General features: G+C 59.0%; 21 protein-coding genes and 4 pseudogenes. 9 read left to right on the top strand and 16 right to left on the bottom strand.

Annotated features, from left to right (window positions below; translation table 11 throughout):
- Positions 1–19: 19 nt before the first annotated feature.
- The 3 genes from N2600_RS28375 to N2600_RS28365 all read right to left on the bottom strand — a co-directional run bounded on the left by N2600_RS28375 (position 20) and on the right by N2600_RS28365 (position 2981).
- Positions 20–940: an ArdC family protein gene (locus N2600_RS28375; RefSeq protein ID WP_162116192.1), complete on the bottom strand. Its 921-nt coding sequence runs from the start codon at positions 938–940 to the stop codon at positions 20–22.
- A 716-nt stretch (positions 941–1656) separates the two neighbouring features.
- On the bottom strand, positions 1657–2199 hold the full coding sequence (locus N2600_RS28370; protein WP_260299025.1) for a hypothetical protein: 543 nt from the start codon (positions 2197–2199) through the stop codon (positions 1657–1659).
- Positions 2200–2330: 131 nt separating this feature from the next.
- Positions 2331–2981 carry a transcriptional regulator gene (locus tag N2600_RS28365; RefSeq protein WP_222350953.1) on the bottom strand — a complete coding sequence of 217 codons (651 nt, stop codon included), beginning with the start codon at positions 2979–2981 and terminating at the stop codon, positions 2331–2333.
- A 381-nt stretch (positions 2982–3362) separates the two neighbouring features.
- Here N2600_RS28365 and N2600_RS28360 point away from each other — a divergent pair, with 381 nt between their 5' ends.
- From N2600_RS28360 to N2600_RS28350, 3 genes and pseudogenes are all read left to right on the top strand, one after another.
- The gene (locus tag N2600_RS28360) at positions 3363–3533 is read left to right on the top strand and encodes a hypothetical protein (RefSeq protein ID WP_168724709.1); all 171 of its coding nucleotides are present in this window, start codon (positions 3363–3365) and stop codon (positions 3531–3533) included.
- 6 nt (positions 3534–3539) lie between these two features.
- Complete coding sequence (locus N2600_RS28355; protein ID WP_162116190.1) at positions 3540–3740, top strand: type II toxin-antitoxin system VapB family antitoxin; 201 nt, start codon at positions 3540–3542, stop codon at positions 3738–3740.
- Positions 3737–3868, top strand: a pseudogene (locus tag N2600_RS28350) (type II toxin-antitoxin system VapC family toxin); the annotation flags it as partial. The gene N2600_RS28355 and the pseudogene N2600_RS28350, both read left to right, overlap by 4 nt.
- 296 nt (positions 3869–4164) lie before the next feature.
- Here the strand turns inward: N2600_RS28350 and N2600_RS28345 are convergent.
- The 6 genes from N2600_RS28345 to N2600_RS28320 form a co-directional block, all read right to left on the bottom strand.
- Positions 4165–5082, bottom strand: a complete 918-nt coding sequence (locus tag N2600_RS28345; protein ID WP_260299024.1) for an NADP-dependent oxidoreductase — start codon at positions 5080–5082, stop codon at positions 4165–4167.
- Positions 5083–5241: 159 nt separating this feature from the next.
- The gene (locus N2600_RS28340) at positions 5242–5709 is read right to left on the bottom strand and encodes a DUF3788 domain-containing protein (protein ID WP_260299466.1); all 468 of its coding nucleotides are present in this window, start codon (positions 5707–5709) and stop codon (positions 5242–5244) included.
- Positions 5710–5783: 74 nt separating this feature from the next.
- Positions 5784–6491: an FMN-dependent NADH-azoreductase gene (locus N2600_RS28335; RefSeq protein WP_170283067.1), complete on the bottom strand. Its 708-nt coding sequence runs from the start codon at positions 6489–6491 to the stop codon at positions 5784–5786.
- 42 nt (positions 6492–6533) lie between these two features.
- Positions 6534–7079 (bottom strand): carboxymuconolactone decarboxylase family protein, encoded by a 546-nt coding sequence (locus tag N2600_RS28330; protein WP_128439468.1) that lies wholly within the window; start codon positions 7077–7079, stop codon positions 6534–6536.
- 32 nt (positions 7080–7111) lie between these two features.
- Positions 7112–7765: a nitroreductase family protein gene (locus tag N2600_RS28325; RefSeq protein ID WP_260299023.1), complete on the bottom strand. Its 654-nt coding sequence runs from the start codon at positions 7763–7765 to the stop codon at positions 7112–7114.
- Positions 7766–7860: 95 nt separating this feature from the next.
- Positions 7861–8832 (bottom strand): AraC family transcriptional regulator, encoded by a 972-nt coding sequence (locus N2600_RS28320; protein ID WP_222350819.1) that lies wholly within the window; start codon positions 8830–8832, stop codon positions 7861–7863.
- A gap of 357 nt (positions 8833–9189) precedes the next feature.
- Here N2600_RS28320 and N2600_RS28315 point away from each other — a divergent pair, with 357 nt between their 5' ends.
- From N2600_RS28315 to N2600_RS28305, 3 genes are all read left to right on the top strand, one after another.
- The gene (locus N2600_RS28315) at positions 9190–9417 is read left to right on the top strand and encodes a CopG family transcriptional regulator (protein ID WP_206120837.1); all 228 of its coding nucleotides are present in this window, start codon (positions 9190–9192) and stop codon (positions 9415–9417) included.
- Positions 9414–9857: a TA system VapC family ribonuclease toxin gene (locus N2600_RS28310; RefSeq protein ID WP_025397970.1), complete on the top strand. Its 444-nt coding sequence runs from the start codon at positions 9414–9416 to the stop codon at positions 9855–9857. Before N2600_RS28315 ends, N2600_RS28310 begins: the two co-directional genes overlap by 4 nt.
- 238 nt (positions 9858–10095) lie before the next feature.
- The gene (locus N2600_RS28305; protein ID WP_260299022.1) at positions 10096–11055 is read left to right on the top strand and encodes an EamA family transporter; all 960 of its coding nucleotides are present in this window, start codon (positions 10096–10098) and stop codon (positions 11053–11055) included.
- Positions 11056–11290: 235 nt separating this feature from the next.
- On the opposite strand, the pseudogene N2600_RS28300 reads toward N2600_RS28305, so the two are convergent.
- The 5 genes and pseudogenes from N2600_RS28300 to N2600_RS28280 form a co-directional block, all read right to left on the bottom strand.
- A pseudogene (locus tag N2600_RS28300) lies at positions 11291–11535 on the bottom strand (DUF983 domain-containing protein); the annotation flags it as partial.
- Between the two features lie 262 nt (positions 11536–11797).
- The gene (locus tag N2600_RS28295; protein ID WP_260299021.1) at positions 11798–13324 is read right to left on the bottom strand and encodes a SulP family inorganic anion transporter; all 1527 of its coding nucleotides are present in this window, start codon (positions 13322–13324) and stop codon (positions 11798–11800) included.
- Between the two features lie 4 nt (positions 13325–13328).
- Positions 13329–14033 (bottom strand): carbonic anhydrase, encoded by a 705-nt coding sequence (locus N2600_RS28290; protein ID WP_026154458.1) that lies wholly within the window; start codon positions 14031–14033, stop codon positions 13329–13331.
- 190 nt (positions 14034–14223) lie between these two features.
- Positions 14224–14526, bottom strand: coding sequence for a putative quinol monooxygenase (locus N2600_RS28285; RefSeq protein ID WP_260299020.1), 303 nt, complete (start codon positions 14524–14526; stop codon positions 14224–14226).
- A 72-nt stretch (positions 14527–14598) separates the two neighbouring features.
- Complete coding sequence (locus N2600_RS28280; protein WP_260299019.1) at positions 14599–15615, bottom strand: NADP-dependent oxidoreductase; 1017 nt, start codon at positions 15613–15615, stop codon at positions 14599–14601.
- Positions 15616–15706: 91 nt separating this feature from the next.
- On the opposite strand from N2600_RS28280, the gene N2600_RS28275 reads away from it, so the two are divergent.
- A complete protein-coding gene (locus N2600_RS28275) occupies positions 15707–16609 on the top strand; it encodes a LysR family transcriptional regulator (RefSeq protein ID WP_260299018.1) in 903 nt (300 codons plus the stop codon).
- A gap of 329 nt (positions 16610–16938) precedes the next feature.
- Positions 16939–17246: pseudogene (locus N2600_RS28270) on the top strand (hypothetical protein).
- A 295-nt stretch (positions 17247–17541) separates the two neighbouring features.
- Here the strand turns inward: N2600_RS28270 and N2600_RS28265 are convergent.
- A pseudogene (locus tag N2600_RS28265) lies at positions 17542–17759 on the bottom strand (helix-turn-helix domain-containing protein).
- Between the two features lie 314 nt (positions 17760–18073).
- Between N2600_RS28265 and N2600_RS28260 the strand changes: the two are divergent.
- Positions 18074–18301, top strand: coding sequence for a hypothetical protein (locus N2600_RS28260; RefSeq protein ID WP_260299017.1), 228 nt, complete (start codon positions 18074–18076; stop codon positions 18299–18301).
- Positions 18302–19113: 812 nt separating this feature from the next.
- Here N2600_RS28260 and N2600_RS28255 read toward each other — a convergent pair.
- The gene (locus N2600_RS28255) at positions 19114–21282 is read right to left on the bottom strand and encodes a putative bifunctional diguanylate cyclase/phosphodiesterase (protein WP_260299016.1); all 2169 of its coding nucleotides are present in this window, start codon (positions 21280–21282) and stop codon (positions 19114–19116) included.
- Positions 21283–21376 lie beyond the last annotated feature (94 nt).

Here is a 21376-nt window from a genome sequence, read left to right as displayed (position 1 = left end):
CAGCCAAGGAAGAGACGGCTCACGCCGCCTCCTCCTCGTCGAGTTCCGGCTGCAAGCAATGCAAGTAGTCGACGGCGCGCTGCGCATGTGCTGCTGCGGAAAAGATGGCGCGTTTGTCGTTGCCCAGAACCTTCAGCCAGCTATCGAGATAGCGTGCGTGGTCGGGGCGTGGTTCGAGCTCTGGGACGATGCCGAGATCGGCGCAGAGAAACGCGCTGCCGAGTTCGGCAATGAGCTCTTCGCGGGCGCGATCGCTCCGGTCTTTCGCGTAGCGGCTGAGATCGCGATCAAGCCGTCGCGGTGCGCCGGTCCAATGCGTCATCTCGTGGCTGAGGACGGCGACATAGGCGGCGTCGTCCCTGAAGGCGTCCAGGCACGGCATCTGGATGTAGTCACGCTGAGCGGCATAATAGGCCGCCGATCCTCCGTGCCGGATCAGCGCGCCGGTATTGGCAAAGAAGCGGCCGGCATTGCCGATGCGGCTCATCGGATCCTGGACAGTTGCGACGTCGTCAAAGCGGCCATTAAGTCCGGCGATCTGATCGGTGTTGAACACCGTGTAGGCTTTGAGGAACGGAATGTCCTGTTCGACCTCGGTGCCCGTCTCGGTGGTCTCGGTGCGGATGAACGAACTGGCGAAGACGACGGTCGTGCCGGTTTCGCCCTTGCGAACGGCACCGCCGAGTTCGATTGCCTGGCGAAACGTCATCCACCTCGACGAGGCAAAGCCGCGGGCGATGGCTTCGGACCAGAGAAGCAGGACGTTGATCCCGGTATAGGGTTGGCCGTTGTGGCGCAGTGGCCGGCTGACTTCACTTGCCGCATGTCCCGTCGTCCAGGGCTTGGTCCATGGCCGCACGCCCTGTTCGAGATCGGCGATGATCCTGGCGGTGATGCGGCTGTAAATATCGGATCGTTGATTGGATTGCTGCGTGCTCATGTCTGAACCTCCGTTTCGAGGTCGCGGCCATCGCGACCTGCTACGGCAGTCCGAAAGCCGGGCTGCAAGCGCTGCCTGCACCCGCAGGGCCGCAACGCAGTGGAGGACGGCAAAGCCGTTGCCGGCGGCGCGAGCCTGGCAGGACCAAAAGCCGGGCAGGACGCTATGGCCGCAATTCAAGTGGAAGGTTAGACGGAGGTGGGCATAGCAAATCCGCGAGCCGGTATCCCATCCCTCTCGTCGCGGATGAGGAGTGGGCGATGCACACGCGCAATCAAGATCTTCATCCTGAGTGGTGAACATCCCGGGCGTGGCGCGAGAATGGGCTCAAATGCCGGCTGGCAACCGTCGATCGCCCGCGAGGCAAGCAAAGTTGGAGGTATGTCGCTTCAAATCTCTCAGCGATGTCGTCGATGAGCACGAGCTGGGCTTTGCAATTGTCGTCACGTTGCGCGATGTTCGAGCGAGGCTGGTCGGGCAAACTGACCAGGATGACTTCATGTCACGGCCAACCGCTCCGTCGGGCTGATGGTGGAGACGGGGACGGCCAAGGCATCTCAGTAGAGGCAAGTAGCGTCGGCATTGAGCACAGCCGTACAAACCCAGTTGCTAGCTTTCATTTGGCAGCAGGCCGGATAGACGATGCCTGCGCCGGCAACGTAGCATACCCTTTCGGAATTAAGGCAGATTGGCCCGAGATGCGGGAAATGGATATCTTAGCTGTCGAACCGTTCCAGCATCCTGTTCAATTGTGCGTTTTGAAGTCGGAGCTTCCTCGCCAACTGATCCCGGAGCAGCCTGATTTCGCCATCCAGGCTGATTACATCGTCAGAAACGATCGAACTGCGTGGAGAAGGTTGCGAATCGACAGCTTTCTTGGCCTGTCTGCTGCGCTTTCGCGCTGCCCCTTTGTCAATCTGCAAGGCCTTTTGTGCGACGTGCGCAGCTATATCGGCCCCATTGGAGGGGGCCGGATCAGCCGCTTTCTCGAGCGAGGAGCTTTTGACATCTGTCGTGTCATCAACACTGCTTGCCTGTTCGGCACGATCCGGGGCGACTGACACCGCCGAGGAATAACCCTGGAGAACTGGCTTTTGGTCTGCCGGACGGTCTATGGCGTCTGACTCGTTGGCTGCAGTTTCAGTCGGGTTGGCGATGGCCAATAAGTCCGGCTTCACGTCAATGGTCGAGCCGTATTCTTGCCTCTGCCGCCGTCGCGGCGACACCAGCCGAGCAAGAAGTTTCCATGGAGACGCCATTTTATTCGACCTCGACTTCTATCCCGTGTGGAAACTGCGAGAAAAAGCGTCGGCGGCAGAACGAACCGCCGCCAAAATATTCACATCAATAAGCATGAGAATGCGGCCAGCGCTTGGCCGTCTGCTGCCGATCAAGCCAGGTTGAGTCGCTTTCGCAGATCGGCATTTTCTGCACGGAGCTTCTCCGCCAGCAGCTTGCGCAGTCTTTGGTTTTCCTCTTCCAGCTGCAGCAGATCCGCAAACTCGTCAACTGCCGCCACCAACGGTACGGTCGTCCCCCTCGGAGCACGTTTGACAGGCGCACGCGTGGCGCTTGCTGCACCTTCGTCGGACTTTGCCTTGCGTCCTCTCTTCTGCCTTCCAGCTGTGGCATTCGAAGCCGCTGTCGGCTGCACAGAAACGCCTGCTGAGGCCGTTTCAGGCACCGCCTTCCTGGCGCGAGGTTTGCGCACCTTCTTCGGTACATCAGGCGCCGCGGCGGCCGGCGTGTCAGCATTGGTCGTCGTGTCGTTTTTGTCGGCCATTGTGGTCTCCTGTAAAGCCGATGCATTTGTCTCCTGCTCCATCGGCAGTGTCAACAATGGCCCGGCCTGCTCTCCGGATAGAAGCATCTCGCCGCTGCTAGCGCGAGGCGCTGCCGAAAGAAATGGCATTGTCTCGTCTTGCAGATCTTTCGCAACGGACTTGAGATCCATGTCTCCCCAGATCGAACTCGAATTGGAACTGAGTTTTCGGCGTCCAGATTTGTATTCGACGGCAAAGCTGCGCCGCACTTGTTTCACTTTGAGAAGCCTTGGGTGTCTGCGGTGATGTTTCGGCGACGTTTTCAGCATCGCAGCAAGGCCTGCAGATAACCACTATCATCCCGGCGGTCCATACCCCTGATGATACCAGGCCCCGAACACGATTCCGGATTGCTCGGTTGCGCCACGGGTCACCCGTGCGATCTAGCACTGGCTAGATCGCATTCAGCCGCGAGGGCATAAGCGGCGGCCGCATGAGCCACTGAGTAATCGAGCAACCGAACGGTCAATTCCCGCCTTGAAAAGGATCGAACCAGCGTTGGCTAATCGTGAGGTACCTGATAGGTCATAGACCCCCGGGTATGAGGTCTTTGGCGCCATGTTCAGAGACAACCCTCGGACTGGACTGGAGAGCTTTTGATGGGCTGGAAAACACCGAAGATCGAATACGTGAATGGCTATAAGATCGTTCAAGTTGAAGGGCCTAGCTTCAAAGTCTACGATGGGGACCGTCAGCTCGGGGACGATTTCCCCTACCCCGGCGAAGCTGCTGCTTACGCAACCTCGTTGCCAAAACGGGGACAAGGATAGGAAACGATGCGATCGACTATCAATCTCGACGACACTCTCATGGAAAGGGCCAGGTCCCTTACCGGCACAAATGAAACTGCTGCTCTAGTCCGCCAGGGGTTGGAGATGCTCGTCCGAGTAGAGTCCGGAAAACGCCTCATCGCGCTCGGCGGAACCATGCCCGATGCAGAGGCAGCTCCACGTTGCCGAAGCGCAGCTGCCAAGTGATACTGGCAGACACTTCTATATGGATTGATCATTTCCGCCATGCTGATGCAGAGCTTCGGACGATCATTGAGGACGATCGTCTACTCTGCCATCCGGCTGTGGCTGGCGAACTGGCGCTTAGCAGCCTTTGAGTCAGAGCGCGGGGGCGCAAATCGTCTCCAATAGCTCTAACCAGCTGTGGTATCACCGACAGCCTTTTCGGCAGTAAAGTAAGATACCACCGATCCGCGCTTACCGTCAGTCGGAAATCCACCCGATCAGGTCAACCGCGGAACCGATGACGAACGGCAGCGCTTAAGATATCGCCAACACTGCCCGAAAGGCCGGAATGAAGGCGCATAAGCGAATCTAAGGCGATATGCGAAGCTTGTGTGCAATGCGCACCCCCTGGAGGACCCCCGTCCAAGGAGTGCGCGGGGCGTGCTCACGGGAGAACGCGGATGACCGTCTTTCCCGCGCGCCGTTCCGTCGAATTGAAGTTGGCGACCGCATCGTCCAAGCTTGAAACCTTGCCGATGTTCGTCCGCAATCTTCCGTCCCGGACCCGCTGAATAATCTCGGATAGCTGGGCACGATCAGCCTCGACGACGAAGTCAATCGCCAGGCCATCGGCAGGTCGAATATCCGTCGGTCCGACGGCTGTCACAAGCGTTCCCCCGGACCGGATCAGCGCTGCGGACCGCCTCTGAACATCGCCGCCGATAACGTCGAACACCAGATCGACGCCACCCACGTCTTCTAAGGTGTCGTTTCCAAGATCGACGAATTCATTTGCACCGAAGTCCAGGGCCTTCTGGCGGTCAGCTGCGCGTCCGGTACCGATGACATAGGCGCCGGCTTCCCGCGCAAGCTGCGTCACGATTGAGCCGACGGCGCCAGCCGCGCCGTGTGCTAGCACGCTCTGCCCCGCTTGAAAGCGGCCGTGTTGAAACAGCCCCTGCCACGCGGTCAGGCCAGATATCGGCAGGCTTGCGCCAACTGTGAAGTCGACGTCGCCCGGCAGCGGCGCGAGGTTGCGGGCCTCGACCGCGACGTACTCGGCGAGTGTGCCGTCGCGATACCAGTCAGACAGGCCGAACACCCGCTGACCGATCGACAGCCCCGTGGTGCCATAGCCGAGCGCGGTAATCACACCGGCCAGCTCGTGGCCGAGGATCGATGGCGTCCGATCGTGAAAGGTCCGATCGGTCCAGGTCGAAGGCCAATCCAGTTCGGTGTTGACGAACCCCGCGGCATGGACCTCAACAACGACGTCGTTTATCGCGGCCTGCGGCTCGGGCCGCTCCAGCAGCTTGATTCCGGCTGCTCCCGCAGCCTGGTCGGTCACTACGATCGCTTTCATGGGAATTGTCTCCTCGGATATTTGTTGGTTCGGTGAAATTGCAGGTGTGGGAGGTCTTTTCGATCTCTCGCGCAACTCTTTGTGGGCTCGACGCCTTTCGCGAAGGCCTTGTTATCGTGTTGCTGTGTGATACCGCGCGGCAGCCCGGCTTATTCGGCTTCAACTGCGCGCCGGTGGCGGGCGCTTCATCGTCAGAAGGTCCCTCACATCATGCAGATCGTCTGCTGATGAGATGGCAAGCGTCAGCCATTTTCCGTCGATATATGTTTTGGCTTCATCATAAAGCTTGACCAGTTGCGTCCGCCAGATATAACGCCGCTCCTCGAACTTCTCTCGCTCTGCTCCGCCCATGACGACCATGGCCGAAAACCGTCGGTATCCCGGCACCAAGGTAGTGAACGCCTTCGTTTTCTTATAGCGCAAGGACCAACCGCGGTTCTTGCCGCCGTAGAGCCAGTCTGGCGCGAAAACTCCCGGATAGAATTCGTCAATCCAGGTCCGCAAGCCGGTCCAATGGCCGAATGCCTCTGGTCCGAGCCAATCCCGAACGGCGCTGTCATCAGGCGGTGCTGATTTGCTGGTGATCCTGTCGCCGATTTGGGAGGAAGTATTTTTTGGTAAAATCATCTGAAGCCTCGTGTTCATGGTCCGGCGGAGGCCGGAGGGGTTTGGATGCGGGCGCCAAAAGCTTGGGCGCGCTCTCAGGACACTCCTGGTGACGCTTGCCGGAGCGAGAGGACATCGCGATACGGTCTGCTACCGCTTGTGAGCATTGCAGGACGATCGTGGAATTCTCGAAAATGCTCAGCGGCGGTCAGATCGAGAGCGGCGAGCGCTTTGTCCCTCGCTAACGGCGCCTGACTCCGATCCAGGAAAGCGGTCCCTTGAAGCGGGAGAAATTGTTGCGTTTTCAGCCCAATCGAGCTGAGTGCCAGCGACAGATAGGGTGTGAGAAAATCCGGCTGGTTGGCGCGCTCGCCGGTGAAGAAGCCACCGGAAGCCACGCCGATATAGACCGGACGGTCCCGGAGCATTCCAACCTTGCCTGATGGCGTTGACTTCATCGTGCGGCCGACGCGGAGGATCTGGTCGATCCACGCCTTGAGGACCGAGGGTATCGTCAAATTGTGCATCGGCGTTCCGATGACAATCACGTCGGCCGCTTCGACTTCCCGAATAAGCGCTTCGGAAAGATCAAGAGAACCCATCGGCGGGGCGGCCAACGTTGCCGGCGACGCCAACGCAACGGCGTAGAGGGCTTCGGTTTGTGGCAGGGGTTCAGCCCCCAGGTCACGTCGAATGATGCTCGCGCCAGGCGCAACCTCAAGAAGCTTTTCGATGATCGCCGCCGAAAGCTGACGGCTGTGCGATCCCAGCCTCGGGCTGCTATCGATATGGAGAATATTCATGTCAATGATCCCAAAGCTTCAAAAGGTTGCGCAGTCGAAGGCTCAGATCGAGCCAGCTGGAGTGACGAGAGGGAAGTCCTTCTCGGGATCGAAGACGTTGTTGAAGAAGTTCGTCAGCGAATACATCGCCACCAGTGCGATGATCTCGATGATGTTGGCGTCGGTGTAGCCGACATCCCGGACCTCTTTCAGGTGGGCGTCGCTGACGTTGCCGCGGGTTTCGATGACGTTTCGCGCAAACTGCACAGCCGCGTCCCGCTTCGGGTCTTTGGCATGGCCCCTTCGGGCGAGAATGATGTCATCGGCCGGCAGTTTGGCCATATGTTCGGCGGTGAAGCTGTGAACCGTCAGGCAATAGTTGCAACCGTTCACTTCGGAAACCGCGAGGCCGATGCTGTCGCGTGTCCTCACGTCGAGCGTTTTGCTCAGGGAGCCGAGCAGGGTGGCCCAGGCGTTGAACGCAATGGGGCTCTGCGCGAAAGCCGCCATCATGTTCGGCGTGAACCCGATGTTCCTGGTGAACGTGTCGAGCGTCTGTTTCGACTCAGCCGGCACCTGTTCCGGCGTCAGAACAACGGTTCTGGACATTGTAATCTCCTATTGTTTGATTGGATTGGTAATCAGGCGAAGGACAGGACGTCGGCCACCGGCATGCGCGGCTTCTGCGGCCAGTTGCCGGCCCGCTCCGGCCCTATCGTCAGCAGCATCACCGGGATTTCGTCTTCGGCCAGGCCGAACTCGAGATGCACCGCCTCGGCGTCGAAGCCGATCATCGGTGTCGAACCCAGGCCGAGCGAGCGAGCTGCATAGATGATCGCGGCCGCGCCGAAAGTAGCGGAGCGCACCGCCTCGTCACGCTGGCGCTGCGGCTGGTGGTCATACAGACCGCGGGCGGGGATTTCCCATTCCGGCACCAGATGGGCCGGCATGATGCCGGCTTCCACGACCGGCGCCAGGCGCGGGGGGACCGTGCTGGCATCGGCCAACTGGCCGACGATGATGAAAGTAACGGCGGCGTCGAGGATCGCGGGCTGCTTCCAGGCGATCGGATGGAGCCGTGCCTTGGCGTCAGGCGTACGGACGGCGATAAACCGCCAGTTCTGCAGGTGGAACGATGTCGGTGCGGACGTGCCGATCCGCACCAGGTCGCGGATCTCATCGTCGCTCAGGGTGGCGGCGCGGTCATAGTACTTGGCAGCACTACGGCTCAGGATGGTTTCGATGACGGCGTTCGTCGGCGTCAGTTCGTTGGCTGCGTTGCTGATGTAGTTCATTGGGTGGCTCCCTCATCAAGTGATTACGGAGCCCAATTTACGGTCGTCAGTGAGAATATCGAGACTGCATTACCTCAATATAATGCGCGAAAGGATCATTCCCCGGAACGCGCCCGCCCGGAATGCGCTTGTCGGCGCCATTCCCCGGGGGTCATTCCCATTCTCTCAGTAAATACACGACGGAATGCCGAGACAGATTGATAGCCGACCGTTTCGGCCACAGCCTCGGTGCTGATTGCTGGCTTCTTTAGCTCGTTGGCGGCCAAACTCATGCGGAGATCGGTCAACAGGTCGAGCGCGGAGCAACCCAACCTGTCCTGAAAGTGCCGCATGAATGTGGCGCGTGACATGCCACACAAGTCCGCCAGATCGGGCAGTTTCCATGGCTGGGCCGGATCGGCGAGCATGGCGGCAATTGCCGGAGCCAATCGCGGGTGGCCGGCCAGGGCTAACAAGCCTTCGGGAGCTTTGTCGGATTCGCTCGCCGCTCGCAGCACCAGCGTGAACAGGGCCGAAGAAAGGGCGTTGAGAACGGCGCGTCCTCCTGCGCGGTCGCCGGCAGACTCCATCCGCATCAGTCCCACCAGGCTGGCCAGTTGATCGGCAGCCGATCCGATACCGTCTTTTCCGACGTCGTCTCCCGTTCGCGCCACAAGGTTCGTAGGCAGGTAATTGCGGATCAGCCGATCGTGGGGCGGTGCAATGAAAAATCGCCCACACAACAAATCGAGTTGCTCGCCCTGACTGTCGTTCTCGCTCAACATCCATCCGGCAGAGCCTTTGCGCTGCTGGGTGGGGATTGGCGTTTGTCCGCTACCGTCGTGAAGCACGTGCGCCGCACCGTGAGGAAGCAGCACGATATCCCCGCTCACCAGTTCCCTTGCTGTTCGCGTCTCCGGATCCTCGAAGATGGCCCGGCCCTTGACGATGACGTGGTAGGGAATTTCGTTCGCCGCCGCCCGGCCCCACGTCAGACGCCACGGCGCACCATAGGCACAGCGCACCTCGAGCTGACCGGTTACCGTGACGATTTGCAGGAGATGGCTTAACCAATCGACTTCAGACATTGGACCTCAAGAACCGGAAACGAAACATCTTACCGCAATTGTGCGCTCGTTCCACTTACCGGCATGGCTTGGTCAGCCGATCACAGCTTTCAGGCAAGGCGAGAGTGATGTCACTGCTCAATGAGGGTGCAGAGGCTTCGTTTGACATTGTTTCAGCCGCCATTGCGAAAACCAGCGATGCACGCCTTGAGCAGGTTCGAACCGGACCCGTGATTTGCGCACATTTGAGAACGTGATTTCAACCGTTTTCGCAGGTGAACAGATTGGCGTAGTGGTGCGTTCTTTCGGTACCCACCTTGAGAAAGCCGACCACCTTCTTTATATGATGCGTGATGATTGATGCGCGATGAGGCGGAGATGAGAACGACCTTGGCAATCGACGACGATGTGCTGACCGCAGCAAAAGCGATGGCAACCCAGCAGCACCGGAGCGTCGGCGAGGTCATTTCTGAGCTGGCGAGACGTTCTCTGCGCCGACCGCCGAGCAGCGGCGAGCGCAACGGCATTCCTCTCCTGTCAACACGGCCGGATACGCCGCCAGTGACGCTCGAAATCGTGAACGCCATGCGTGACGAAGTGCCGTGACTTTCCTGCTCGACGTCAATGTCCTGATTGCCTTAATCGATCCGGGCCATGTAGCCCATGATGATGCGCACGAATGGTTCGCGGCGATAGGTCAGAGCGCGTGGGCTAGCTGCCCCATTACCGAAAATGGTGTCATCCGGATTGTCGGCAACCCCAAATATCCCAACTCTCCCGGTTCACCGTCACTCGTGATGGAAATTGTCCGCAAATTGCGGTCGCTCCCCGGTCACAGTTTTTGGCCGGACGATGTGAGCCTTGTCGGGTCAGGTGATATCGCTCCCACGAAAATTCTAACGTCGGGGCAGGTAACTGACACCTACCTGCTTGCGCTAGCCAAGGCGCGTGGGGGCCAGCTGGCGACATTCGATCGCAAGCTGTCAGCAGCAGCGGTTACAAGGGGCAATTCTGCCTTGCACCTGATCACCACGAGTAGATCGTGAGTTCCCGTCGATCCTTGTTCATCTCAAACCTCGCTGGCGGCCTGCCAGCTTAGAAACGCGTGCGCTTTCGGAAGCCGTCTTGGCAGCCGTGCGCAAGCGCCACGCTACGGTATTCAAACCGGATCGCTAAGATCCACTTTGGCGCGATGGTCTTCGCCCTCAAATTCCCGGCTGCGTTCACGGAACTTCCAATTCCCCTTTATGTTGTGGTTATAACATCTAGCAGGTTATCACCATCATGACGCTTTCCAGATCACATGTTGGGATCGGCGCGGGGTTTGCAGCGATCTACCTTATTTGGGGCTCGACCTATCTTGCTCTTGCGCTTGGACTGCGAACCATGCCACCGTTTCTTCTGATGTCCGTGCGCTGCCTGGTCGGTGGCGCTATTCTTTATGGCTATGCGAGAATAAGAGGCGCCGCATCGCCCTCAGCCAGAATGTGGACCGTCGCGGGGCTTTGCGGCCTGCTCTTCTTTGTCGGGTGCCATGGTGTCTTGGCGGAGGCGCAACAGCGGGTTCCCACGGGTCTCGCGGCGCTGATGTTGGCGACGATCCCACTGTGGATCGCGCTCCTGCAGTCACTCGTTCCGGGCGGCGACCGTCCAACAGGCATGGCCATCGCACTCCTGGTCCCCGGCATTGGTGGCGTCGCACTCATTGCATGGCAGGAAATGACTTCCGGCGGGCACGCGCTACGTCTCGGTGACTTATTTCTCCTGCTTGGGGCGTCCCTATCTTGGGCCATCGGAACATTTGTCTCGGAGCGTCATTCCGCCGAATTCGCGTCGACGGCCCTCGCCGGCCTTGAGTTGCTCGCCGGCGGCGCTGCCTTGCTGGCGATCAGCGCGGTGTCTGGCGAACTGACAACCTTGCGATTGACCGAAATCTCCGCCGTCTCACTCGGTGGCTGGGCCTACCTGACCTTCGCCGGTACCGTGATCGCTTTTGCCGCCTACATATGGCTCCTAAAGCGGGTGTCGCCCGCACTGGTCGCAACCTACACCTTTGTAAACCCTATCATTGCCGTTTTCCTCTGCTGGGCTTTCCTTGGTGAAAGCCCGACATTGCCGGTACTCGCCGGCGCGGCCATGATCATCACCTCGGTAGCCGGGCTCCTGCTCAGTCGCGGCAAGTCAATCAGGAATGATGAACTATCATCTTCGTGCGAGCATCGAGTATCTTCCGGCCACTGCTGACCTCGTAGTCGATTTCCTCTTGGTCTTCCCCAGCCAGCAGATCGATGAGCACGGCAGTGCTCGTGACAGGACATGTCCAGGGTGGGCGAACAGAAGGAACCTGTTCGCAGGTGCGGCCGCTGTGTGCAGTCTCCGTAGGGTCCAACCCGCCAAGGCGATGAGGAGGATTGCGGAGATGGCGAGCGCCCACTCCGAGCTTGCGACGGCGCCCTTCAGTTCGGGATCGTGCTCGCCTTCATCCCCCTCGATTGATTCGACCCTCTTCAGCTTTGTGGAAGTAACGCGAGCAGACCAGCCATCCTTTCAGGGGCCTCAACAACAATATGCATGCCGGCCGGTCGGTGGAACCGTCGGGACCAGATGGACCCAGAGGTGAACGTCGAACGTGAACTGAAGCCATAAAGCAAAGGCAAGCGCGGGAATCGAGACGATGCTCATGGCACGGAACGCTGGCCCGTCCGCCGGATCCGCGAACGAGTAGGCTTATGGTGCGGTCGTTGCCTACGATGCCAGCGCTGCTTCCAGGGTTTGCCGATGATGGAGCATCCAGGAGGCACTTCTAGTGCGCCAGGTGATTGCCGATAGCGGTTCCGCATCGTTCGAACCGCCGTCAAATATCCGCAGGAGAATGTACAGCGTCGTTTGCGACCATCCAATTACCCTCCGACAATTTGTCCCGCGACGACGTTTGCATTTAGAGACGAGCGACGGGAGAGCAATGGAGCTGCTCTCCCTCCCAGGTTCAGGCGGCTTCGGCTGAGAATCGGTCAAACAGCGGCTTAAGGCGGGGATGACGGGCGGTCCGGGGCGGATGGATCTCAACGATTCGCCCAGATTTCGTCTCGCGCCGGAGCCATTCGCTAATCGTCTCAGCGCTGGTGTGATCCATGTAAAACAGATGTTTGCCGATGATATTGACTTTGCGGCCGTCGGGTAGCCCTTCGAAAGTGCTGAGTAGCGCCGGCACGTCTTTGCAGGTGACCGCTCCGCGCAAACGGACATGAATTTCGTCGTCGATCTCAGCATGCCTGATTACAAGCTTTCGGCGCAGATAGGGGAGAATTTCCAGTATCGACAGCGCAAGGCCGAGCGCCACGCCAACCAGCAAATCCTGAAGGACAACCATTGCCACCGTCACTGCCCAGATTCCGACCGGTACAAAACCATGGTGTTCGAACAAGTGGCGGACATGGTGAAGGCTGATCAGCCGCCAGCCCGTGACGAGCAGTACAGCGGCTAGCGCCGTCAAGGGCACCATTGCCAGTATCACCGGCAAAAGCGCAACCAACCCCAGGATCCAAACGCCATGTAATATTGCCGAGGTGCGCGTGCGAGCTCCGGCCTGGATATTGGCCGATGAACGAACAATGACACCCGTGATCGGCAATGCCCCGAGCAATCCACAAAGGCCATTACCGACGCCTTGGGCGAATAGTTCCTTGTTGAAACGGGTACGTTCTCCATCGTGCATTCGGTCGACGGCGGCCGCGGAAAGAAGCGTTTCGGCGCTTGCAATGACGGCAATCATCAACGTCGCTAAAATAATGCCGGGCTGCACTAGCTGGGCGAAATTCCCGGGCGTCGGAAAGGATATGCTGTCAATAAGAGAGGCGGGCACGTCCACGCGGGCGATCGGGAGTTCAAGCGTGATTGTCAAGATTGTAGCGGCAGCAACACCGACAAGAGCTCCCGGGACGAGCGACAGTGATTTCGGGCGGAATTTCTCCCAACACACCATTGCAAGGAGAGCGATAAGGCCGACCAACAGTGCAATGGCCTCGTTGGTGACACTGGTGCCCGTTAACCGGCTGACGCTCTCGTCGATGGCGGTGACATTCTCTATGCCGCCTGCGGCGGGTTTGGCACCCATGAGAACATGGATCTGTCCCAGGATGATCAAAATGCCGATGCCGGCGAGCATGCCATGAACCACCGCCGGAGAAATCGCTCTGAACCACGAGCCAATTCTCAGGAAACCCGCCACGATCTGCAGAAGTCCGACAACGAGGAGCACAGGACCGAGCATGGCAATGCCATGCTGTTCGACGAAGCCGAAGACGATCACGGCAAGACCGGCGGCAGGCCCGGAGACCTGTAGAGGCGACCCCGCGAGCAGGCCGACAACGATGCCACCTACGATACCGGAGATCAGCCCCATGGCCGCGGGCACCCCCGATGCGATCGCAATGCCGAGGCAAAGCGGAATAGCAACAAGGAAAACCACGAGAGACGAAGCGAGGTCGCGTGAAACAGAGCCGGTGTTTGTCATGGCACTACTCCCCTGCGAGCGCTGCGGCAATCCGCGGCATGACATGCGGATGGCCTCGTCCCGTGAAGGCCACCGGCAGCTGCTCCCCCTCCTGTACCTCCGTAAACCTTGCCAGAACCCCGTCATAGACCTGGACCTCACCCGTCTCGATGTCGAAGAACCAGCCGTGGAGTGTGATTTCGTTGGTCGCGAGCTTTGCCGCCACTGATGGATGGGTCTTCAGGTGGTCAATCTGCACGACAACATTTTCCATCGCTACCGCACGTACACGCTCAGCGTCGGAAAGGTCGTCGGGATAGGCTTGGCAAACAATCGAATAGGCCGCGTGGCTGTGCCGCAACCAGGCTGAGACGTTTGGCATTGGTTCCAGCATTTGTGGGTGGCACAGCCCTTTCATCGCCCCGCAATCGGAGTGACCGCAGACGACAATGTCACTGACGCCGAGCGCCAGGATGGCGTATTCGATTGCGGACGAGACGCCGCCGTTGAGGGTCGAGAAGGGGGGAACGATATTGCCTGCATTGCGGCAGACGAAGAGATCGCCGGGGCCGGACTGCGTTATCGTTTCCGGCATCACGCGGCTGTCGGCGCAAGATATCATCAGCGCATGGGGCTGCTGGCCTTCGCGCGCGAGTTTGCGGTAGAGCGCCGAGTGGGTCGGGAACACGGCGCCGCGAAAACTGGAGATGCCTTTCAGGAGATCACCCATATCTGGATCCTCTTTCTGGCCGGACGTTGGAATATCTCTCGTCCGGCGGGTTGCAGAAGCGATCTGTTCGCACGTGCACAATAAGAGTTGGTGAGAACCCAATGAAAGAGGGTCTGCCATTTTTGCACCGCAACAATTTTTGAATGAGAAGTGATCCGGTCGCCCGCTAGGGTGACTATAGAAGCGAGGCTTAACTGTCCATCAGCCCACGTTCGTTCGAAGCGTCGAACTTGCGGACATCCCCTTGCATGCGGCCCTGCCACCGACCAACAAACGAGACGGTATCGGCGGCATCGAGATGAGCGCTGAGCGCTGTCTGGTCTGCCCATCGTTCCGATATGAGCAACCTTCCGGCCTGTAGATCGTCCACCGCGGCGTCATAAGCAATGTTGCCGGGACGCTTTCGCGTGGTAATCGCAAGCTGCTTTAGGTCGGCGAGAAATTGCACCACGTCAGCGGGATCGACGTGTATGTGTCCGGCTATAATGAGCATGACGCCTCCTTCTGCTGCCGCCGCCCTCCGACAGCCGACTGATGTGGATTTGACCGGCGGGACTTGCGTTCGTTAAACAACCGAGAGCACAATTTTTCCCTGAATTCTTCCGTGAGACGCGCGCTGATGCGCAGCTGACGCTTCCGCTAACGGATAGACGCTGTCGATCACGACGCGAATGGTGCCGTCGTCGAGCAATCGACCGGCCTCGGCCAGATGCGCGCCGTTCGAGCGAACCTGTGTCGACGACACCGTTATCTCGCGCCTTGCCGCTTCCTCATGACCGGAAAAGCCCAGAGGGTTGACGAGATATAGCGCTCCGCCCCGCTTCAGGACCCTCAAAAAGCGCTCCATGTTAGGGCCGCCGACAGCGTCGATTACGAGATCCACATCCTGTACGGCCGCCTCAACGGACGTCGTGGTGTAGTCGATGAACTGATCAGCGCCCAGCTCGCGCAGAAGCGCCTCGTGCTTGCCGGAGGCGACAGCGATCACGCGCGCCCCTTTCCACTTCGCGACCTGAACCGCCAGGTGCCCGACGCCGCCACCGGCACCGTTGATCACAACGATCTTGCGATCGAGCGGGATTGGCGCATGAGGGAACGACTGGAACGGGTTCGGGGCATCGTGACCGAGTTCGACCAGAAACTGCCAGGCGGTGAGCAGGGACATCGGCGCACCGGCTGCCTGGATGTGTTCGATGCCCGACGGCTTGATTGCCATTTCCGATGCGGACACGCGGACATACTCAGCATAGGCGCCGCTGCCTTTCATGACGTCTTCCGGGAAACGCACCATCGCAAAGACCTCGTCGCCGACTTTGAATCCCGAGACGTCTTCGCCAACTGCCGCGACCACCCCCGACACATCGGTACCAAGGATCAAAGGAAACACAGGATCGGGTTGCCATTCAGGCGGCAGCGCGCGATACCCTTCACGCAGGTAGAGATCCGGTGGATTGAGGCTTGCCGCATGAACGCGAACCAGGACCTCACCCCTTGCCGGTGTGGGTCGCGGCGCATTCTGGTAGCGCAAGACTTCCGGGCCACCAAACTCGTGCAGCTGAATTGCTTTCATCGTCTCGGTCATCATAGCCTCACTTTAGGGTTCACTGTTCAATCAGAAGATAACCCCGCGCCACACCGTTGATAATTGCGGTGTTGTTCGCTTTAATAGTGCCATGAAGGAACAAATGGGTTTGGAGAGGCTGGCCGGCCTTATTGCGTTCGCGAAAGCAGGGTCTCTGGGGAGCTACACAGCGGCCGCTCGATCGCTTTCTATCTCTCCCTCGGCGATCAGCAAGAGCGTTCAGCGGCTTGAGCAGCATCTCGGCGTCTCGCTGTTCATGCGGACGACGCGCTCGCTGACCTTGACCGCCGAGGGGCGCGACCTGCATGAGCGCGCCTTGCGCCTGTTGCGCGATGCGGAAGAGATCGAGCAGGTGGCCAAGACGGCGCGGGCAGAGCCCTCCGGCACCCTGCGAATTGCAGCGTCGCTGCCGATCGGCCTGCATGTCATTGCGCCTGCGCTTGCCGCATTCCGGAAACTGCACCCGAAGGTGACGATCGATTTGCGGCTGAGCGACCAAATGGTCGACCTCATCGAAGAGGGTATCGATCTGGCTGTCCGTATCGGTGAGCTCGGTGACTCGCGCCTTCTGTCACGCCGGCTTTCGCCGCATCGGCTCTGTTGCTACGCGTCGCCCGAATATCTTGCTACGCGAGGCACCCCGGAGCATCCCGATGACCTTGAGGGGCACGAGACGGTCAATATGCGCTACCAAAGCACGGGCCAACTGTTTCGGTGGCCTTTCCGGATTGGCGAACGGGAGATCGAGATCGTGCCTTCTTCCGGTATTGTCGTCGATGCAAGCGAAGCTGTTATTGCTGCAATTGCTGCGGGCGCAGGCGTAGGAATGGGCACGAGTTTTACGGCTGCGCCGTGGATCAAGCGCGGCGAGTTGACCCCGGTTCTGTCCGAGTTTTCAGTGGACCGCCATAACATTACGGCCGTCTGGCCGGAGAGCCGCCGAACCAACCCGTCCGTTCGCGCCTTCCTGAACATGTTGATCGAACTGGCCTAGCTGCGGGTGCTCGTCTGAAGCCGCTACCCTTCAGGACTGGTCCATCGCCTTCGACGGCGAGAAGCATTGTGCCAACTCACCAGGGGCCTTGTGTCCGTCATACAGAACAATTTCGGGACGGCGCTAGCGAAGGGTTTTGAGGTCAACATTGTCTCGTTCACAACCATCCGACATTAATGCCGACAATCCTGCCGCGGCGACGAAACAAGGAATGGTGACCGCAGATAGCTCGCCGCTTTCGCCTTCCAGCGCATAAGGATGCCGATGGTAGCCTCAGATGCACGGGAACTTGATTGCCCATCGTGCTCGCGAATGACGCCTTTCTCAATCTGACCGGCTACACCGCCGAGGAACTTCTCGGAAAAAACTGCCGGATCCTCCAGTCAGAAGCGCTGCTGCTGGGCATCCGGCGGGCTGGCGTCACCGATGAGCTGCACATTCTTGAAAGCATGCACGCCATCAGATCGACACGCGGCAACGTCCACATCACGGACCGCAACAAGCTGATCGAGATCGCAGGTGGCTGCTATGGCGTTGCAGGGAGGAGGAATACGAACGACTGATCGAAGGCAAAGGGTTGCAGGTGGTTCATCCTGCTAGGCGCTCTAATGGAAATCATGCCATTGTCGCGCGGTAGCTTCGTCGCGGGATTTCAGGACGGCCGGCGGCTCGTGTAAAGGAACCTTCATGGCTGGAGCAGCTTTTATCAGTCGGATAGGCTCCATGTTATCGGATGATGTTTGGACCGTAACGACATGCGCAGAACAATGGCAGTCGATTTGGCCGCCTTGATCGCCATGTACCTTCTCGGCGGCATGAGCGCGAGACGAAGACCGCATTCCGCTTCCGTCCAGCATCGACAGCGCCCCGCCGACAATCTTGTGCATCTACACCCGGAGTTCGCCGAAGGCTCGTTAAAGCCGGTTCCAGTCTCAAATCTTGTCTAAAACCCCTAGAGCGGCTGCTGTTCTTCGGATCCGCGACGCGTCGAAATCCGCGTCGTTCTCCAGAGCTGTCACCTCTGCCACAGTCAGACCAGTGGTTTCTGCGACGTCGTCCAACGGAGAGCCGCGAGCCTGGCGGGCCTCGGCGAGAAGTGCGCGATGGATGGGACAGCAGGGGATTTAGCAATCTTCGAGGCCATGTTCATGTCGTTGAGCTTCCTTTTGGCGGCCGGAAAACGTGCAGACCGTTTTCTAGTTCCACCGCTGCCGGCCGCGTCCTGCAGCGGACGATTTCTCCGATTTCCGCGGGCGCTCGTTCTATCAGTTTATGCGATGGAGTACAGGTCTGGCCTGGCGAAGGAGTGCATGGCCTTGGTTGCGGCAGTGCCCGTTCAGCGGAAACAGGACCGACCGACATGACCGCATTCTCAACCGTACTTTCCACTTGGGGATGCCGGCATGACGAATGTTCCAAAATCAAGAATTTCTGCTATTTTCCCTCCGAGTGGGAGTCGATGCTATGTCGGTAGAGCGTTTAGTTCCGGACGAATTTTATTGGGCCAGGCCCATCAAGGGCGAAGGCGGCAAGAGCACGGTCGTTCGAGTCTCTGCGATTTTCGGCGAAGAGCCTGAATTTTGGACGTTGATGGTACCCGGCTCGGACCTGCACCACATGCCCGGGGACTTCGAAATAATCGCAAAGATCGAACGTCCGGCTGAATACTTTATGCGTCACGCCGCCGAATGAATGCTAGGCATCTGGACCGGGGGACTTCGCAAGCCGGAAAGCACGTTGAGGTTCGAAGGTCTCCTACGACGTTGGACAGGATCGCAAGAAAAACCCAAGACGGAAAACGTCCGCGCGATCTAGCTGCCATCGAATGACGGCGCCAGATGAGGCCGTGATGCGGCAACGCCAAAGCTAAAGCGCTTGTTCCTGACAAGGGTCGCGTTCGGCACGCGGGCACCAGTCATGAGAGCAACAGGTTTAATAAGGATCCACTAACTTACGCTTAAGTTTTAATTAAAATGCTGTTCACTTTGTTTGCAGATGATGAGCGACGCTTTCGGCAGCTGACGCGTTAACGCGCAATGCAACAGATGTACCGCCAATGGCAGCTCTCTGCCCAAGACGCTCTAAGCTATCGCGCCAAATTCACCCTGGCGACGGAGATCCTGAGGTCCGACATGTCTTCTCGTGAAATCCGGGGTGCTGCCCGCAGGGTGGTTCGTTCTCTTGAAGCCGTCATCGACCTTCCTATCGCAAGCGCCGACGTCCTAAGGAGGGCGCGAGAGCACTTTGGAGCTTTGACAGAACTCCTCTCATCAATCGAACCTTAAGCCGGGGGCAGAATGCCTTGCCGCACGCCGGCGCCAGTGTCGGGTCGCAGGACCCTTTTAAGTTTTATGTCCACGGGACGAGGCCATCAGATGATCCATCAACGGTCGAAGCCTCGGTGGAGGGAAGCAAGGCGCCGTTGGGACTTCAAGGCAAAACGGCTGAATTCCAATCTAGCCAAATGCTTATTCAGCGAAACAGGCGGACTGGGGGGCGTCGCTTCAAGCGGTGCATGGTTGCTTCCCAGCTCCATTGTACAAATCGACAACGGCCGCCCGGGCAAGGGGCCGCGAGATCAGGAACCCTTGGAGGCTGTCGCACCCGAGTGCCACCAGCGCGTCGCTCTGTTCATCCGTTTCCACCCCTTCAGCCGTGGTCTTAAGACCTTTCGCCCGCGCCATTTTGATCATCGCCTCAATGAGGGGCTTGCTCTCTCCCTGCACTGCATCGATGAACGACTTGTCGATCTTGATCCTGTCGACCGCGAGGTTCTGCACTCGCGAGAAGGAGGAGTATCCGGTTCCGAAGTCGTCGATGGCGATGCGCACACCCGCATTTCGGAGCATAGCAATGTTCCGATCGCTATGGCCTTCTCCACCCAAAGCCAAAGACTCGGTGATTTCTATCTCCAGTCTCTTTGGATCGATGTTCCATTTCGCCAATCTGGACAACACACGAAGAGGATAACCGTCGGAACAGAGCTCCAGTGTCGACGCGTTGATCGCCATAGAGATGGAAGGAAGGTCCGCCATGACACTGCAGGCATCCTCGAGCACGATGGCGCCGACCTCTTGGATAAGGCCGATTTCCTCGGCAATGGGGATAAAAACGTCGGGAGCGACAAAGCCTTCTTCGGGATGCTTCCAGCGGGCAAGCGCTTCCATCGATGACAGGCCCTTGTGCTCCGCCGAATACACCGGCTGATAAAAGACCTCAATTTGAGACCTGGTTTCGAGCGCCAGCCGAAGGTCGTGTTCAAGCTTCCGACGGCTGCGCAGCAACTCGTCCATATGGCCGCCGAAGATCGCGAAAGTGTTTCGACCCGCAGCCTTCGCGTGATAGAGGGCGATGTCGGCCTGACGGGTGAGTTCCGACGGATCCGCGGGGCCGGCAGCAACCGCAGCTCCGACACTCGCGCCGATGACAATATGGGCGCCATTGATCTCGAAAGGCTCCCGCAGGCGCTGCACGATCTTAGCGCAAGCGGCGGCCACTTTGTCGTCGGCTTCTTCGAGCAGGACGGTAAATTCGTCACCCCCGATGCGGCCGATCAGCGCCGCCGGCATGATCTCATTCATCCGCTGGGCCACGAGTGAGATGAGCTTGTCTCCCGTCGCGTGCCCGAAAGTATCGTTGACTGCCTTGAACCGATCGAGGTCGATGAACAGCACACAGTGGCTCTGGTTCTGGGAAGCTGCCCCGAGCCGAGCGGTGAGTCCCTTGTTGAAATGAGCGCGGTTGGAAAGGCCAGTCAGCGGGTCGCGCGACGCGAGATGCTGGAGCTCCTCACGACTTGAGGCGAGCCGAGCTGAACGTCTCCAGATCGCATGCCCACACACGCTCGCCGCGAGGAAAATGGCAAAGGCTGCGAGGCCGACCGCCGGCAGGGTCGCTTTCATCACGCTCGCACCGGGACGAAATGGGCGCCAGGTGAAGCAGCCGATCGCCGCGCCTGAACGATCCGTTAAGGGAACAAATGAGTGCTCAGCGTCCGTTGGAGCGTCCTCCGCGAACTGCATTTCAGCAAACTGGTATTCCTTTCCGATCTCGGATACGAAACTTTCGTCGAGGAACCTCACAGCCACATGGAGATTTTGCTCGCCTGGCTGTTGCTCGATATCGCCGGTGTCTGAGACGATTGGCTTGACGCTCACAATCGCCGGTCGTCGCCCGACGTATGCAAGGTCGCTTTCGCCGATTGAGAGCACCCGGTCCGTGACGCCTTCGGTGTCGCTGGCAGCAAGTCGTTTCTGCAATGCAACCGCCAGCGGCATGTAAGCGACGCGCATATCGTCCGACGACGATGAATTCGAGGGCGCTATGAACTCGTAAATCGGGCTAAGGTCGGCGGAAAGGACGATGGCCGCGTCATGCCCAAAATAAGTGTGCATCCAGTCGCCGAGGTTTGAGTTAAGCCAACCCAAATCCCGCGCGCTAGTGTTCCGAACGGCATCGTCCCAGACGGTCGCGCTTTCCTGATCATGAGCGACGCTGACCTGCATCTTTGAGACGATCAGCCTGGCGAGATCCCGCTGACGAGTCTGGGCTACTATATCTGTGTTTGCTGCGGCCCAGTGGAGGGTGCCTAAAAGAACGCACCCTATGATTAATGACGTGGCTGCCGGGAGAATCCATTTCAAAACCCATTGCCACCGCGCCTGCCTGTTCATCTGCATTACGTCCTTTTATGTTCGCAGAGCGTAAAACAGGGAGCGTTAAAGCACGCGGAAAGGGATTGGTTAGCATTTCCTTTCAGATTCGCTT

Source organism: Rhizobium sp. WSM1274, assembly GCF_025200775.1.
Classification (GTDB): Bacteria; Pseudomonadota; Alphaproteobacteria; order Rhizobiales; family Rhizobiaceae; genus Rhizobium; species Rhizobium leguminosarum_I.
The sequence above is the reverse complement of the archived record's forward strand: the minus strand, read 5'-3'. Positions and strand labels throughout refer to the sequence as shown.